Source organism: Methylovorus menthalis (assembly GCF_020523625.1).
Taxonomy (GTDB): Bacteria; Pseudomonadota; Gammaproteobacteria; order Burkholderiales; family Methylophilaceae; genus Methylovorus; species Methylovorus menthalis.
The window spans coordinates 131,875-145,549 of sequence record NZ_JAJAQH010000003.1; the positions used below are offsets into that span (position 1 = coordinate 131,875).

Genomic DNA, 13,675 nt, shown 5'->3' on the forward strand with positions numbered 1-13,675 from the left:
GTGTTGCGCCGCCTGCTGCTTTGTTGTTTGCTGGGCCTGGCCGTGCCTGCGCACGCCATATTGCCCTTGCCCGTAAGCCAGGCGTTGCAACAGGCCGGGTTGGCCGATGATGATGTGGCGGTGTATGCCCAGCGGCTGGACCTTCCCCTGCCGGTGATTGCCCACCGTGCCGATGCCGCGCTTAACCCGGCATCTACCATGAAACTGCTCACAACCTATGCCGCGCTCGATATGCTGGGCCCGGCCTACCGGTGGCGTACCGAGATTTATCGCGATGGTCCGCTGGTGGATGGCGTGCTGCAGGGCAATCTGATTCTCCGTGGCGAGGGCGATCCGGCGCTAATGGCGGAAGATTTCTGGCGCTTGCTGAGCCGTTTGCGGCAGCTGGGAGTGCGCGATATCACCGGTGATCTGATCATCGATAACAGCTATTTCGCGCCGCAAGCGCAGGATGCCTCGGCGTTTGATGGCGATGGCTACCGTGCTTACAACGTCACCGCCTCGGCGCTGGTCATCAATCTGCAAGCCAGCAGCCTGCGGCTGGCGGTATCCGCCGATAGTCCGGCCAGGGTAGAGGTCAGCGCCGAGCCAGTATTGCCTGGGGTGGTGGTGCAAAACCGGCTGCAGGTCACGCGCGATAGTTGCGGAGACTGGCGCAGCCGCCTGCAATACAAGGTGCAACCTAAAGTTGAGCCGCAGGCGGCAAATGATCCGGTGCGTGGTGTGAGCATTGCATTGAGCGGGACATTTTCGGCCGACTGCGGTGAAAAGTATCTCGAACTCAGCGTGCTGGATGGCCCGCAATATACCTATCAGCTGTTCCAGAGCCTGTGGCAATCGCTCGGTGGTTCGCTGCATGGGGAGGTGCGCTTGCAGGCCTTGCCGCCTCAAGCGGTCAAACTGACCGAGCAGTTATCCCCGCTGCCACTGGCGGATGTGCTGCGGCGCCTGAACAAATACAGCAACAACCTGATGGCGCGGCAACTGCTGCTGACTATGGCCGCCCAACAGGGCTCTGTGCCCGCCACAGAAGAAGCCGGAGCGAGTGCCGTGCGGCAATGGCTGGCTAAAAAAGGCTACCGTTTTCCCGAACTGATGATAGAAAACGGCGCCGGACTTTCGCGCGTAGAGCGCATTAGTCCGCGTCATCTGGGGAACATTCTGGCCGATGCGTATGCCGGCCCATGGATGCCGGAACTGATGTCATCGCTACCGGTGCTGGGTGTGGATGGCACCCTACTCAAGCGCATGCAGGGCCAGTCGGTGCAGGGACGGGCGCATCTAAAGACCGGGTCGCTGAATGGAGTGAGCGCGGTGGCAGGCTATGTGCTCGACCAGCACGGCCAGCGCTGGTTGATGGTGTTCATGGTTAACCATCCCCGGGCGGCAGCCAGCCGGGCGGCGCAGGATGCCTTGATTGGCTGGATATACCGGCATGATGAATAGGCAGGATTCAGGCATGGTTCGCCCTGCATTTGCGTTGCCTCCGGTGCCAGGCTACGGAACCGAAGTCGAATTCGGGTATCATAATCCCCTCAGAAACGGGCGGAGAGGCTGCAAAGCAGCTGTCTGTTTCTGCGGCACTTGATCCAATAATAGCAATATCCCGTAACAGCGATGCCGTAAAAAGGTCCCATCAAACGGGCCTTGGTAACATTAGCCCCTAAATTTTGGAGTACGCAATGAAACATGTAAGTATTTTTGCCAGCGCCTTGTTGCTGGCGATGTTTGCGACCAGCGGATGCAGTGCTGACAATAACGGAACATCTTCAACACAGGAAAAACCCGCCATGAGCAAAACCATTACCGAACTGGTCAAGATCGACCAGGTAGTCGGCACCGGCCGTGAAGCCGAACCCGGCCTCAATGTTACCGTGCATTACACCGGCTGGCTGTATGACCCCAGCAAGCCAGAAGGCCATGGCGCCAAGTTTGATAGCTCGGTGGATCGTCGCGATCCATTCATTTTTTACCTTGGTGGCGCGCAAGTGATCCGTGGCTGGGATGAAGGTGTCGCCGGGATGAAGGTGGGCGGCAAGCGTACCCTGATCATTCCATCACACATGGCCTACGGCGAGCGCGGTGCAGGCGGGGTGATTCCTCCGTATGCCACGCTGGTATTCGATGTAGAACTACTGAACGTCAAGTAATCCATCTGGGCCGACTTATGTCGGCCCCGTATAAGCCCGTAAGCGGGCGGGAGCAAGTATGAAAGCAAGAATCAAGTGGGTGGAAAATGTCTGCTTCATGGGCGAGTCCGAGACCGGGCATGCCGTGATTCTGGATGGCGCACCGGATGCAGGTGGCCGTAACCTTGGCATGCGCCCGATGGAAATGCTGCTGATCGGCATGGGTGCCTGCACCTCGTTTGATGTCGTCACCATCCTCAAAAAAGCCCGGCAGCCGGTGACGGATTGCGTCGCTGACATCAGCGCCGAACGTGCCGACGAAGTGCCAAAAGTGTTCACCAAGATTCACGTGCATTTTGTGGTGACGGGCAAAGGCCTGAATCCGACGCAGGTTGAGCGCGCCGTGAAACTGTCTGCGGAAAAATACTGCTCGGCATCCATCATGCTCGGCAAGGCGGCAGAGATCACCCACGACTTTGAAGTGGTAGAGGCTTCGCTGTGAGTACACGCCCTGGCGGCATGCTGGGCATGCATCATGTCGCGCTATTCGTGCATGATCTTGAAGCCTGCCTGCATTTTTACCGCGATGTGGTCGGCATGGTCGAAGAGTGGCAACCCGACCCGGACAATATCTACCTGACCTCCGGCAATGACAATGTCGCCCTGCACCGGCTGGCGGCAGAAAAAACGCTGGATGGTGCGCAACGGCTCGATCACATTGGATTTATCCTCCGTGCTCCAGAAGATGTGGATGCCTGGCATACACATCTGACGGCAAATGCCGTACGCATCGCGCAGGCGCCAAAAACCCACCGCGATGGTGCGCGCAGTCTTTACTGCTTTGACCCTTGTGGCAATCTGGTGCAGTTTATTTATCATCCGCCGATTTCGGGACTTATTCACTCCGCTCTGTGATCATTTTCTTTCCGGAGCCAAATAGAAAAAGCCCCGCATAGCGGGGCTTTTTTTTCAGGAAGACGTTAATACTTCCAGGTCAATGTCATCATGCCGCTACGCGGTGCGGCGTAGTAGCTTTGTGTCCAGTAAAGACTGGTCAGGTATTTTTCATCTGTAACGTTGTAGAGATTCAATGCAGCGCTCCAGTGTTTGTCGATCTCATAGTTGGCTGTGAGATTCACTACGGCGTAGCTATCTTGTCGTACACGCACATTATTGACGTCGGTGTGAATATCGCTTTGCCAGTTCACACTGGCACCTACTTTCAACTTTTCAAGCTGAGGTATCTTGTAGACTGCAGCGAGTTTAACCATGCGACGAGGCGTATAAGGCTTGACGTTATTATTATCCCCATCTTCAAGGCTAAGTATGTTGGTGAAACCACCGTTAACGCGCAAGTTGTCATTAACCTCGCCTGCAATATCCAGCTCATAGCCTTTGGCGTTGGCCTCTATGCCACTGTAGGTGGTGATACCGTTGACCATGTCTGCATTCTGTTGGGCCACATTTTTTTGCTCGCTGCGAAATAAAGCTACTGACGTGTTTATCGCTTTATTCAACCATTCGCTCTTCAAGCCAAGTTCATAGTTTTTACCTTCAACGGGGTCCAATGGCTGGAGATTGTTGTTCAGTACGACTTGTGGATTGAAAATGCCGGTGTAGCTGGCATATATCGAGTGCTGATTGGTCAGATTGTAGACAGCACCAAGGTATGGGGTGATCTTGTCTGAGCGCTTGGTATTGTATTGCTCGCCATAGTTGAGGCCGGTACTTTCGTAGCTCAACATATTGGCGCCGGTCGTGAGTTTCAATGCATCGCTGATGTTGAATTTGGCAGCGACGTAATTGTTAAGGCGCTTAATGTCAAAATTGGCTCCAGATACGTCCCCATTAAAGTTAGGCTCAGGGAAGGTCGAGCTGCTGCTGAAATTGTCCAGTGCAATAAAACGGGAGCCGCCATAAGACGCAAATAATGAACGCTCATCAGCCGTTGCGCGGGACCAGCTGCTGCCGACTACGAGTTCATGTTCGCGGCCAGCAAAAGTGAATGGGCCGCTGGCATAAGCATCGGCGAGCAACTCTTTGTAGGTACCATCAAATTTGCTTGGGTAGCCAAATAGCCCGCTACCTGTCGTCGTATTTTCATTTCCGAAAATATAGAACAGTTTTGTATCAACGGTCGACTCCTTTCGCGTAACCACTAGTTTACCTTGCCAGCCGTTGCTGAATGAATGGGCAAGTTCTGCAAAGGTGATGTTGGTCAGGACATTGCCATACGCCCAGTCAGCGGCTGTGCTGGCAGAGCGGGAGTAGGAGCGGCGTGTTCCATCGGCGTAAACTAGCGGCAAAGCTCCCCACATGGGGCTGTTTGCATTGTTTTGCTGATATGTGTGCCCGACAGTCACCCGGGTCTGATCCGTGACGTCGGCTTCTATGATGCCGTAGGCGACATTCTTGTTGACACTATAGCGATCAAGATAGGAGTCTCTGTCTTGCGTGGCCAGAACCAAGCGCCCACGCACATTGCCTGCTTCATTGAGCGGCCCGGAGACGTCAATATCCAGTCGCCGGTTATTCCATGATCCTGCACTCAGGTCTACTCGTGCCTGAAACTCTTGCGTAGGGCGTTTGCGAACAAAGTTAATGGTGGCGGATGGATTGCCTGTCCCCGAAAGCAAGCCGTTAGCGCCGCGTAATATCTCAACGCGGTCATAAACGGCAGAGTCAATATCTCCCCAGACATTGCCATTCAGGAATGGCATGCCGACTCCATCAATCTGGAAGTTAGTGATATCGGCACCGCGGGCAGTGTAATAGGTGCGGTCGGTTTCCACACGTTCCACTTTCACGCCAGTGGCATAGTCCAACACATCGTTGACAGTTTTAAGGCCGAAATCATCCATTTGCGCACGGGTGATAACAGAGATGGATTGCGGAGTTTCCCGCAAACTCGTATTCAAACGGGTCGCAGTTTCTGTAGATTTCACCGTATAAGATTTTGTTTTTTCAGAAGCCTGTGGGGCCGAGTCTTCGGCTTGGGCACTTACTTTAACTTCAGGCAGCGTGCTTGTGTTTTCAGCGGTTTGTTCGGCAGCGAAACTATTGGCTGCCCAGATGGCGGAGAGCGCCAGCGCAAGAGCTTTTTGTTGCATGGGTGTCCTCATGGGGCTTGTTGTGAGGCACGGGCGGGCTACTTGTTGCTGGCTGGTGCAGATGGTTAATTTATCAAATGATAATTGTTTTCATCTGCATTTGGAATGAGGCTGATGTAGAAGTGTTGGATTTTTACATCTGTAAAGGAACTTTAAGGTGGCTATACACCCATGGATTATGGGTAATGTTGCGGTTGTGCAACATTACCCAGGGCTGAAAAACTATTCGGTGACGGTGGCGCTCAGGGTTTGCTGGCGTGAAATTACATCCAGCAAACGATCAATATTGGGATGTTTGCCGGGGTTGGCATGTGCGTCCTGCGTATGTTCTGCATAAAGCTCCAGACCCTCTTGCGCAGCGGCAGGGGTGATCGCACCATGCTTTTTCAAAAGGTGCTGATATACCTTGAGCGAGCCTTGGCTGCCGGGTTTGTTTTCAATCAGGCCTGCGGCTTGCTGGTCAGGGGTGAATAGGGCAATGGATTTAATGTGGTCTGCACTGGCAAGTGAGCCAAGAATTTCGCTAAAAAGTTTCATGTCTGTTCTAACAATACGCTTAAAGATAATAGGTAGTGGAGGTCATCACTTTGGAGGCGGCTTGCATGGCTGACTTGATCGGGGCCGGCAGTTCTGCACCCCCTTGCGCCACAGCGGTTTCGGCATGCTTGGCTTCGTCTTCCTGCATCTGGGTGACGACAGCGCGACTTTTGGCATCCTGCTCAGGCAGTGTTTGCAAATGCGATTGCAAATGCCGACCGACTTGGCGTTCGGTTTCTGCTAAAAAGCCGAGATTCCATTTGTCGCCCAGGGCGCCTGCCAATGCACCAAGTGCAAACGATCCGCCATACCAGAGTGGGTTGAGCAGGCTTTTGCGGCCCCCCAGTTCACGGATGCGTTTTTCGCACCAGGCCAGGTGCTCGGTCTCTTCCTCCGAGGCTTCCTGTAACGCAGCCACGGTTTGCGGATTGCGTGCTGTCAGGGCTTGGCCATTGTAGAGTGCTTGCGCACAGACTTCGCCCACATGGTTGATGCGCATCAGGGATGCAGAATGGCGCTTCTCAGTCGCACTGAGGGGCGCTTCGGGAATTGCTTGATCGGGGAAGGGGCGTTGGCTGTGGGCTTCGGCAAATACCGTGCGCAGGCCTTTGTCTAACTCGATGATCAGTTTGTCCAGCATGATGATTTCCCAATGAAAACCGCCGCCATATTGCATGGCGGCGGGTTCGGTATTACTTGCGTTGCAGGATTTGCAGGCCCTTGAGCAGATTCAATGCTTGAGTGAACTGGTAGTCACTCTTGGAGCCAGGCTCCATTGGTGCTTTATCGGTGGCTTTATCCTTGCCATCCTTGTCGGTTGGCTTGGCATCATCCTGACTGTTGGCTGGTGTTTTTGGTGTCTCTATCGTCACTGGTGCCTCGCCGTCCTTCGGGTTGGACAGGTGGTGTGACAGATCAGCCTCGCGCAGATTCATGCCTTGCTCGACGGTGTTGATCGTACCTTCTTCCACGGCGATGTCGGGCACGATGCCTTTGGCCTGGATAGAGCGGCCATTCGGTGTGAAGTAGCGAGCAGTCGTCAGCTTGATGGCAGTGCCGTTATTCATCGGCAGGATGGTTTGAACAGAGCCTTTACCAAAGCTTTGAGTGCCCATGATGACGGCGCGCTTGTGATCTTGCAGAGCGCCGGACACAATTTCAGACGCTGATGCAGAGCCGCCATTCACCAATACCGCCATGGGTACGGTCTTGATATCCGCTGGCAGGTTGCGCAGGTAATCACCACCGCCGCGCACGTAGTTTTCAGGTTGTGCGGTCAGGCGCATCTTGGCATCTTCCGTGCGGCCTTCGGTGTATACCACGAGGTCACCCTTGGGCAGGAATGCAGCCGATACACCAACGGCGGCGTTCAGCAGGCCACCTGGGTTATTGCGCAAATCCAGAATCAGGCCCTTGAATGGCTCCTTGTTTTCATCGCGCATGGTCTTGAGCGCCTTGGCCAAGTCTTCCCCGGTATGCTCCTGGAACTGCGTGATACGCACATAGGCGTAGCCAGGTTCGGTCAGTTTGAATTTCACGCTTTGCGTTTTGATCACGGCCCGGTTCAGGGTGACGATGATGGGTTTGGCTTCGCCCTTGCGCAGAATGGTCAGCGTGATTGGTGTATCTGGCTTGCCGCGCATGCGCTTGACCGCATCATTCAACGTCATGCCTTTTACTGGGGTTTCATCCAGCTTTACGATCAGATCGCCGCTCTTGAGGCCAGCCTTGTAGGCCGGCGTGTCTTCAATCGGGGAAACAACCTTGACGAAGCCATCTTCCATGCCAACCTCAATACCCAGGCCGCCGAACTCGCCTTGCGTACCGGCTTGAAGATCCTTGAAGCCGTCAGCATCAAGGTATGCGGAGTGGGGGTCCAGCCCAGACAACATGCCATTTATGGCTTCGGTCAGGAGCTTTTTGTCTTCTACCGGCTCTACGTAGTCACTTTTGATCTTGCCGAAAATTTCAGCGAAGGTGCGCAAATCGTCGATAGGCAGTTGTGGTTTGGTTTCCTTATCGGCGACGGCGGAGTAGTTGAGGCTGAGCATGATGCCCAGAACAGCACCCGCAGTGATGAGGCCGAATTTTTCGAATTTTGCGCGCATGTGACACGATTCCTTCATGGGAAAAGTAATGGGAAGTACTTAATGATTAATCAGATTAAAATTGAGCTTAACGCAAAGCTCGCATATTTTCCGCTATTTAACGGGAGCTTGCAAAGCCGCCGAGTACTTTTGGGCGGTTTTTTACGCTATTTGTCAAAATCTTGCATACCTAACATCTTGCTAACTTGAGGCTGTCATGAAATCACATCATATCGAACTCGAATACTGTACCCAATGCCGCTGGTTGCTGAGAGCGGCCTGGATGGCACAAGAGTTGTTGACGACCTTCGAATCGGACATCGAACGCGTGTCGCTGGTTCCGGGCACGGGCGGCATTTTTGAGGTGCGCCTGAATGGCGAAACCATTTTTTCGCGAAAACAGACCGAGCGCTTCCCTGAATCCAAAGAATTAAAACAGCTGATTCGGGACCGCATTGATCCTGAACGATCTCTTGGCCATAGCGATCGTCCAGCATAGCTTGATTCAGGGTCGATAAAAAATAAGATAAATAAGAGCAGACAATCTTTACAAATTTGTCTTTAAATAATAATCATTCTCAAATAGAATTGGGTGGTATGTCATTCTGATTGAGGTGAAAAAATGAATGCGATTAACCGACTTGAGTTAAAAGCGCTGTTTGCCAGCCAGGCTTTGGACCCCCATGAGTTGCCTGCTCACGAGATGCTGGATGTCGTGATGTCGCGGCGTTTCGGGGTGGAGTATCAGCCTATTGTCGAAGTCCAGGCTTGTGAAGTGATGGGCTATCAGGCATCTGCCAGATTCTGGAATGCCGAGCAGCAAACGCTGGATGCAGGGCGCATGTTTGCCAGCTTGCATCGCAATCCCTTGCTGCTGTTTTATACCGAGCTGGAGATGAAGCGCCTGCAAATCGCACAGGCACCCGGTAAGGGCTGGTTGATGCTGGATCTGGATATCGACAGTTTTTTTGAAGGCGGTGATCATCTCGATAATCCGTTTTTGCAGCTATTCAAGACGCATGCGTGGACGGAACGCGAGCTACTGGTCAATATTGTCGAAAATCATAATCTGGCGGATGCCCAGCGCTCGCAACGCATGATCGAGCTTTTGCAGCAGAGTGGCACCTCGGTAGCGCTGGAGGATGTGGGCGTGCGTTGGGGCATGTTTTCGCTAAGTGCGTTTATGGATGCGACTGTGATCAAATTTAATGGTCAGCTGCTGCGCAACATGAATGAAAATGCTGCGCAGGCCATGGTGGATTGGCTGGTGAGCGCCGCCCGTCGTATCGGCGTGCATGTGATCATGAGCGGCATTGATAGCTGCGAAGAGTTTGAATGGGCGAAGCGCTTTGGCGTGGATTACGTGCAAGGTGGACTGTTTGCCAAGCAGGAAATTACGGCCAAGCTGTAAACGGTAAGGTATTAAGCAAGGGCAGTTGAAGCAGAGATTTGCAGCGGCGGGATTTGCAGCAGTGTTACTTGAGGGAGGGCTGGCTGGCCTGGATGGATTCGGTTTCACCTGGTTCAATACGTCGGGCACCATTGAAACGCTTGGCCCAGTATGCGTCTTTCATATCCACCACTTGAATTCCGCCACCTGTGCTGGGCGCGTGGATAAAACGGTTGTCACCCAGATAAATGCCCACATGAGAGAACGCCGATTTCAACGTATTGAAAAATACCAGATCCCCGGGTTGTAGCTCATCTTTTGATACTGATTGGCCCAACTGGCTAATGGCGCGCGCATTGTGCGGAAGCGTCAAGCTGGCTGCCTGCTTGAACACATAACGGACAAAGCCACTGCAATCAAACCCCGTGTCAGGTGAGTTGCCGCCATATTTGTATTGAATGCCAGTAAGACTGAGAGCGTTGAGCAGGACTTCTTGTGCAGTGTCAGACCAGCCCGCTGTGTCAGCAGCAAATCCTGATTTGGCATTACTGTTGTCCACACGTGTCTCAGCGGCATGGCAAAAACTGCTGAAGAGAAGGCTCAGAAAAATGAATAGGCTGGCGGAACGCATGCCTCGATTCTAAAAGCAAAAGACGCGCGTTGTAAACCCTTGACGCAATGTGAAATTATTTTCGGTGTTCGGTGGCCAAGGAACCATAGTGTAGAATCAGGCTCAAGACATCACCAACGCCGGAGCCTGGTATGCGCAATCACTCCCTGATGAAATTCCGCAATATTCGCTATTCCTCACCTCAGCCGGCGCCTGATTCGCAGCGACCGCACGAGGGCTTGCAGGGTACGTTGGCGGACTATGCCCATCATATGGGTGTGAGTACCCGGCAACGTTTACGCCTGATTGCCAAAGGCGTCGTCAATGAAATTCGAAGCACTGCGCGGGAAGGCGGCATGATGGCAGGTCGTGCGGTTGGTCGAGTAAAAGCCAGGCTGGCTCATGGGGCTGCCCGTCGTTTGATCAAGCTGGCGGACAGGCTTGAACGCAAGGTCTCCCGCAGCAAGTAGCCATATTTAAGTAGCGCTAATTTCACACACCTAACAGGATATTAAGTTAACGCCCATGATTCGTGCCACCCTCTTCGTTATTCGAGACTTTCGCCGTATTCGGGCCATAGCCGGGATTTTGATGCGCTATGGCTGGGGCGATGTCGCCAAGCGTCTTGGGCGAGGCAGCTTTATCCGCCGGGCAGGCAATGCACTGAATTCAGAAGCTTCGCGCGAGGTCATGAGCCTGCCATCCGAGGTGCGCGCACGTCTTGCCATTCAGGAACTGGGGCCCACCTTCGTGAAGCTGGGGCAAGTGCTGGCAACCCGGCCAGATATTTTTCCGCCCAATTGGATCGCCGAATTTGCCAAGCTGCAGGATCAAGTGCCGCCAGTCGCTTTTGAGGAACTGCTACCCGAGCTGGAAAAAGCCTTGGGTCGCTCGCCGTTTGATGTGTTTCGTGATTTTCAGGTGGAGCCGATTGCAGGCGCCTCCATTGCCCAGGTGCATCTTGCCAAGTTGCAGGATGGCACGCCGGTCGTACTCAAGATTCGCCGTCCGAATGTGCAGCACAGCATTGATGCCGACCTGCGTTTGCTGATGCACTTGGGCAAACTGGTAGAGGCCGAGTTTGAGCAGGCGCGCCGTTTTCAGCCTGAGGAAATCATCAGCCAATTTTCCAAATCGCTCAAGCGAGAGCTGGATCTGGCCTTGGAAGGGCGCAACACTGAGCGCTTTGCCCAGAACTTTGCCAAGGATAAAAACGTCAAGTTCGCCAAGATATTCTGGGAGTTCAGCAGCGAAAGCGTGCTGGTCATGGAACATATTGATGGCATCGCCGGCAATGCGCTGCAAGAGGCACGTGAAGCTGGGCTTGATCTGAAATTGCTGGCTGAGCGTGGTGCCAATGCCGTACTGAAAATGGTGCTTATTGATGGCTTTTTTCATGCCGATCCGCATCCTGGCAATATCTTTTACCTCGAAAACAACCGCGTTGCCATTATTGATTGCGGCATGGTGGGGCGTATTTCGTTTGAGCGCCGCGGCGAAATTGCCGATTTGCTGGCAGCGCTGGTGTCGCGCGATATTGAAACCCTGCGCGATATCCTCATCATCTGGGCAGGCGATGCCGAGGTGGACGAAACCAAGCTGAGTGCCGATGTCGACGAGTTCATCTGCAATTATGACAATGCGCCGCTCAAGCATCTCAAATTCAGTGCCTTGCTGAATGACCTGACGACCATCATGCGCGAGAATCATCTGTCAGTGCCACCTGACCTCACCATGCTGTTCAAGGCATTGGTGACACTGGAAGGCCTGGGACGGCAGCTGGACCCGGATTTCCAGATAGTCAGCCACCTCACGCCGTTCGTGAAGAAAATCATTATTGATCGTTACATGCCGAGCACTTTGTTCAAGCGCGGGCGGCGCGGCATCAGCAGTATTGCCAACGCGATTACCGAGTTGCCAGGCGATGTTTCGCAGGTCCTGAAAGAGGCTGGACGCGGCAAGCTGAAGATCAACCTGGATCTCAAGCGGCTGGATCACTTTGGCCATCAGCTGGATCACAGTACCAACCGTCTCACTATGGCCATGATTACCGCGGCGCTTATTGTGGGCTCGTCTATCGTCATGACCGTGCGGGGTGGGCCCACATTATTTGGCTTGCCAGCTTTCGGCTTTATCGGCTTTTTCCTGGCCTTCGTGATCGGTGTCATGCTGGTGATTTCCATCTGGCGATCTGGGCGGGATTGAGTAAAACATGCGGTAGCTCTACGGCGGGGCGTGCTGTTTCATGCTGCGCCCCAAATTGGTGCAAAAACTCATATGTTGTTAGGGGTTGCTCTTCAAGATGATGATTTCTATCGACATTATGCGCTGGCACGCGGTTTGCGTAAGCTAAGACATGGATACTACCCTTCAAACTGCATTCGACGAGATGCAACTGCCAGCGGGGGCGGTACGCGATATCTACACCGCCTACGCTGATTGGTTGCGCGATGTTCCCCACCAACAGCTGGAAAGCAAGCGGCAAGAAGCCGAGCTGCTGTTTCGCCGCGTAGGTATTACGTTCAATGTCTACGGTGAAACAGCGGGTGCCGAGCGCCTGATTCCGTTTGACGTGATTCCTCGCCTGCTGGCCGCCAAGGAGTGGAAGGTATTGTCCGATGGCGCGATTCAGCGGGTGCGCGCGCTGAATATGTTCCTGAATGACATTTACCACAACAAGGACATCATCAAGGCGGGCATCGTCCCGGCCAGCATCCTCGCCAATACGCAATACCGCCCGGAGATGCATGGGGTCGATGTGCCCAATGGCATTTATGCCCATATCGCCGGTGTCGATATCGTGCGTACCAGCGAAAGCCAGTTTTACGTGCTGGAAGACAATCTGCGCACCCCATCGGGGGTTTCTTACATGCTGGAAGACCGCAAGATGATGATGCGGCTTTTCCCCGAACTGTTCCGTCGTTATTCCATCGCCCCGGTCGAGCATTACCCGCAGGTGTTGTTGAACAATCTGCGTGCGGTGGCCCAGCCCGGTGTGCAAGAGCCGACCGTGGTATTGCTGACGCCAGGCGCCTATAACAGCGCCTATTTTGAACATGCCTTTATTGCGCAGCAGATGGGTATCGAGCTGGTGGAAGGGCAGGATCTGTTTGTGCGCAACAATGCGGTCTATATGCGCACGACCGAAGGCCCCAAGCGCGTGGATGTGATCTACCGGCGCATAGACGATGATTTCATTGACCCTCTCAGCTTCCGCGCGGATTCCATGTTGGGCGTTCCCGGTTTGCTGACGGTATACCGCAATGGCGGCGTTACTTTGGCGAATGCGGTAGGCACCGGCGTTGCGGATGACAAGGCAACCTATACTTATGTACCCGAGATGATCCGTTTCTATCTCGGTGAAGAACCCATACTCTCCAATGTGCCTACCTATGAGCTGAGCAAAGAGGACGACCTCAAATATGTGCTGGATCATCTGCCCGAGCTGGTGGTGAAAGAAGTGCAGGGGTCTGGCGGTTACGGCATGCTGGTGGGGCCTAGCGCCAGTAAAAAAGAGATTGAGGAATTCCGCTTGCGTATTCTTTCCAATCCGGCCAATTACATTGCCCAGCCAACGCTGGCGCTTTCCACCTGCCCAACACTGGTTGAGCAAGGCATTGCGCCCCGGCACGTGGATTTGCGACCATTCGTGCTTTCCGGCAAGACGGTTACCTTGGTGCCAGGGGCCTTGTGCCGTGTGGCATTGCGAGAGGGGTCGCTGGTGGTTAATTCATCCCAGGGTGGCGGTACCAAAGACACCTGGGTGCTGAATGACACCGGCATGTAAGCGCGGGCTTGAAGCTAAAGCAGTT

The 13,675-nt window shown here is 53.8% G+C and carries 14 protein-coding genes; 9 read left to right on the forward strand and 5 right to left on the reverse strand.

The window, feature by feature from the left end:
- From dacB to LG204_RS03220, 4 genes are all read left to right on the forward strand, one after another.
- Window positions 1–1,446, forward strand: coding sequence for a D-alanyl-D-alanine carboxypeptidase/D-alanyl-D-alanine endopeptidase (gene dacB, locus LG204_RS03205; protein WP_230335913.1), 1,446 nt, complete (start codon window positions 1–3; stop codon window positions 1,444–1,446).
- A gap of 236 nt (window positions 1,447–1,682) precedes the next feature.
- Window positions 1,683–2,150 carry an FKBP-type peptidyl-prolyl cis-trans isomerase gene (locus LG204_RS03210; RefSeq protein WP_230335914.1) on the forward strand — a complete coding sequence of 156 codons (468 nt, stop codon included), beginning with the start codon at window positions 1,683–1,685 and terminating at the stop codon, window positions 2,148–2,150.
- A gap of 58 nt (window positions 2,151–2,208) precedes the next feature.
- Window positions 2,209–2,631: an OsmC family protein gene (locus LG204_RS03215; protein ID WP_230335915.1), complete on the forward strand. Its 423-nt coding sequence runs from the start codon at window positions 2,209–2,211 to the stop codon at window positions 2,629–2,631.
- Window positions 2,632–2,648: 17 nt separating this feature from the next.
- The gene (locus LG204_RS03220) at window positions 2,649–3,044 is read left to right on the forward strand and encodes a VOC family protein (protein WP_230336106.1); all 396 of its coding nucleotides are present in this window, start codon (window positions 2,649–2,651) and stop codon (window positions 3,042–3,044) included.
- A 65-nt stretch (window positions 3,045–3,109) separates the two neighbouring features.
- On the opposite strand, the gene LG204_RS03225 is transcribed toward LG204_RS03220, so the two are convergent.
- The 4 genes from LG204_RS03225 to LG204_RS03240 all read right to left on the reverse strand — a co-directional run bounded on the left by LG204_RS03225 (window position 3,110) and on the right by LG204_RS03240 (window position 7,884).
- Window positions 3,110–5,239: a TonB-dependent siderophore receptor gene (locus tag LG204_RS03225; protein WP_230335916.1), complete on the reverse strand. Its 2,130-nt coding sequence runs from the start codon at window positions 5,237–5,239 to the stop codon at window positions 3,110–3,112.
- Between the two features lie 222 nt (window positions 5,240–5,461).
- The gene (locus LG204_RS03230; RefSeq protein WP_230335917.1) at window positions 5,462–5,776 is read right to left on the reverse strand and encodes a DUF2322 family protein; all 315 of its coding nucleotides are present in this window, start codon (window positions 5,774–5,776) and stop codon (window positions 5,462–5,464) included.
- 19 nt (window positions 5,777–5,795) lie between these two features.
- Window positions 5,796–6,422 carry a 2-polyprenyl-3-methyl-6-methoxy-1,4-benzoquinone monooxygenase gene (coq7, locus tag LG204_RS03235; RefSeq protein WP_230336107.1) on the reverse strand — a complete coding sequence of 209 codons (627 nt, stop codon included), beginning with the start codon at window positions 6,420–6,422 and terminating at the stop codon, window positions 5,796–5,798.
- A 46-nt stretch (window positions 6,423–6,468) separates the two neighbouring features.
- The gene (locus tag LG204_RS03240; protein ID WP_230335918.1) at window positions 6,469–7,884 is read right to left on the reverse strand and encodes a S41 family peptidase; all 1,416 of its coding nucleotides are present in this window, start codon (window positions 7,882–7,884) and stop codon (window positions 6,469–6,471) included.
- A gap of 196 nt (window positions 7,885–8,080) precedes the next feature.
- Here LG204_RS03240 and LG204_RS03245 point away from each other — a divergent pair, with 196 nt between their 5' ends.
- Both LG204_RS03245 and LG204_RS03250 read left to right on the forward strand, forming a co-directional pair.
- Window positions 8,081–8,362: a SelT/SelW/SelH family protein gene (locus tag LG204_RS03245; RefSeq protein WP_230335919.1), complete on the forward strand. Its 282-nt coding sequence runs from the start codon at window positions 8,081–8,083 to the stop codon at window positions 8,360–8,362.
- 123 nt (window positions 8,363–8,485) lie between these two features.
- Window positions 8,486–9,274, forward strand: a complete 789-nt coding sequence (locus LG204_RS03250; protein ID WP_230335920.1) for an EAL domain-containing protein — start codon at window positions 8,486–8,488, stop codon at window positions 9,272–9,274.
- 64 nt (window positions 9,275–9,338) lie between these two features.
- Here LG204_RS03250 and LG204_RS03255 read toward each other — a convergent pair whose 3' ends face one another.
- On the reverse strand, window positions 9,339–9,884 hold the full coding sequence (locus tag LG204_RS03255; RefSeq protein WP_230335921.1) for a C40 family peptidase: 546 nt from the start codon (window positions 9,882–9,884) through the stop codon (window positions 9,339–9,341).
- A 131-nt stretch (window positions 9,885–10,015) separates the two neighbouring features.
- Here LG204_RS03255 and LG204_RS03260 point away from each other — a divergent pair, with 131 nt between their 5' ends.
- The 3 genes from LG204_RS03260 (at window position 10,016) to LG204_RS03270 (ending at window position 13,650) form a co-directional block, all read left to right on the forward strand.
- Window positions 10,016–10,333, forward strand: a complete 318-nt coding sequence (locus tag LG204_RS03260) for a hypothetical protein (protein ID WP_230335922.1) — start codon at window positions 10,016–10,018, stop codon at window positions 10,331–10,333.
- 55 nt (window positions 10,334–10,388) lie between these two features.
- Window positions 10,389–12,068 (forward strand): ABC1 kinase family protein, encoded by a 1,680-nt coding sequence (locus LG204_RS03265; protein WP_230335923.1) that lies wholly within the window; start codon window positions 10,389–10,391, stop codon window positions 12,066–12,068.
- Window positions 12,069–12,219: 151 nt separating this feature from the next.
- Window positions 12,220–13,650, forward strand: a complete 1,431-nt coding sequence (locus LG204_RS03270) for a circularly permuted type 2 ATP-grasp protein (RefSeq protein WP_230335924.1) — start codon at window positions 12,220–12,222, stop codon at window positions 13,648–13,650.
- Window positions 13,651–13,675 lie beyond the last annotated feature (25 nt).

Bases quoted from the DNA above. Each gene is read 5' to 3' on its own strand.
- LG204_RS03210 (WP_230335914.1), top strand. From the start codon at position 1,683: ATGAAACATGTAAGTATTTTTGCCAGCGCCTTGTTGCTGGCGATGTTT.
- LG204_RS03215 (WP_230335915.1), top strand. From the start codon at position 2,209: ATGAAAGCAAGAATCAAGTGGGTGGAAAATGTCTGCTTCATGGGCGAG.
- LG204_RS03220 (WP_230336106.1), top strand. From the start codon at position 2,649: ATGCTGGGCATGCATCATGTCGCGCTATTCGTGCATGATCTTGAAGCC.
- LG204_RS03225 (WP_230335916.1), bottom strand. From the start codon at position 5,239: ATGCAACAAAAAGCTCTTGCGCTGGCGCTCTCCGCCATCTGGGCAGCC.
- LG204_RS03230 (WP_230335917.1), bottom strand. From the start codon at position 5,776: ATGAAACTTTTTAGCGAAATTCTTGGCTCACTTGCCAGTGCAGACCAC.
- LG204_RS03240 (WP_230335918.1), bottom strand. From the start codon at position 7,884: ATGCGCGCAAAATTCGAAAAATTCGGCCTCATCACTGCGGGTGCTGTT.
- LG204_RS03245 (WP_230335919.1), top strand. From the start codon at position 8,081: ATGAAATCACATCATATCGAACTCGAATACTGTACCCAATGCCGCTGG.
- LG204_RS03250 (WP_230335920.1), top strand. From the start codon at position 8,486: ATGAATGCGATTAACCGACTTGAGTTAAAAGCGCTGTTTGCCAGCCAG.
- LG204_RS03255 (WP_230335921.1), bottom strand. From the start codon at position 9,884: ATGCGTTCCGCCAGCCTATTCATTTTTCTGAGCCTTCTCTTCAGCAGT.
- LG204_RS03260 (WP_230335922.1), top strand. From the start codon at position 10,016: ATGCGCAATCACTCCCTGATGAAATTCCGCAATATTCGCTATTCCTCA.
- LG204_RS03265 (WP_230335923.1), top strand. From the start codon at position 10,389: ATGATTCGTGCCACCCTCTTCGTTATTCGAGACTTTCGCCGTATTCGG.
- LG204_RS03270 (WP_230335924.1), top strand. From the start codon at position 12,220: ATGGATACTACCCTTCAAACTGCATTCGACGAGATGCAACTGCCAGCG.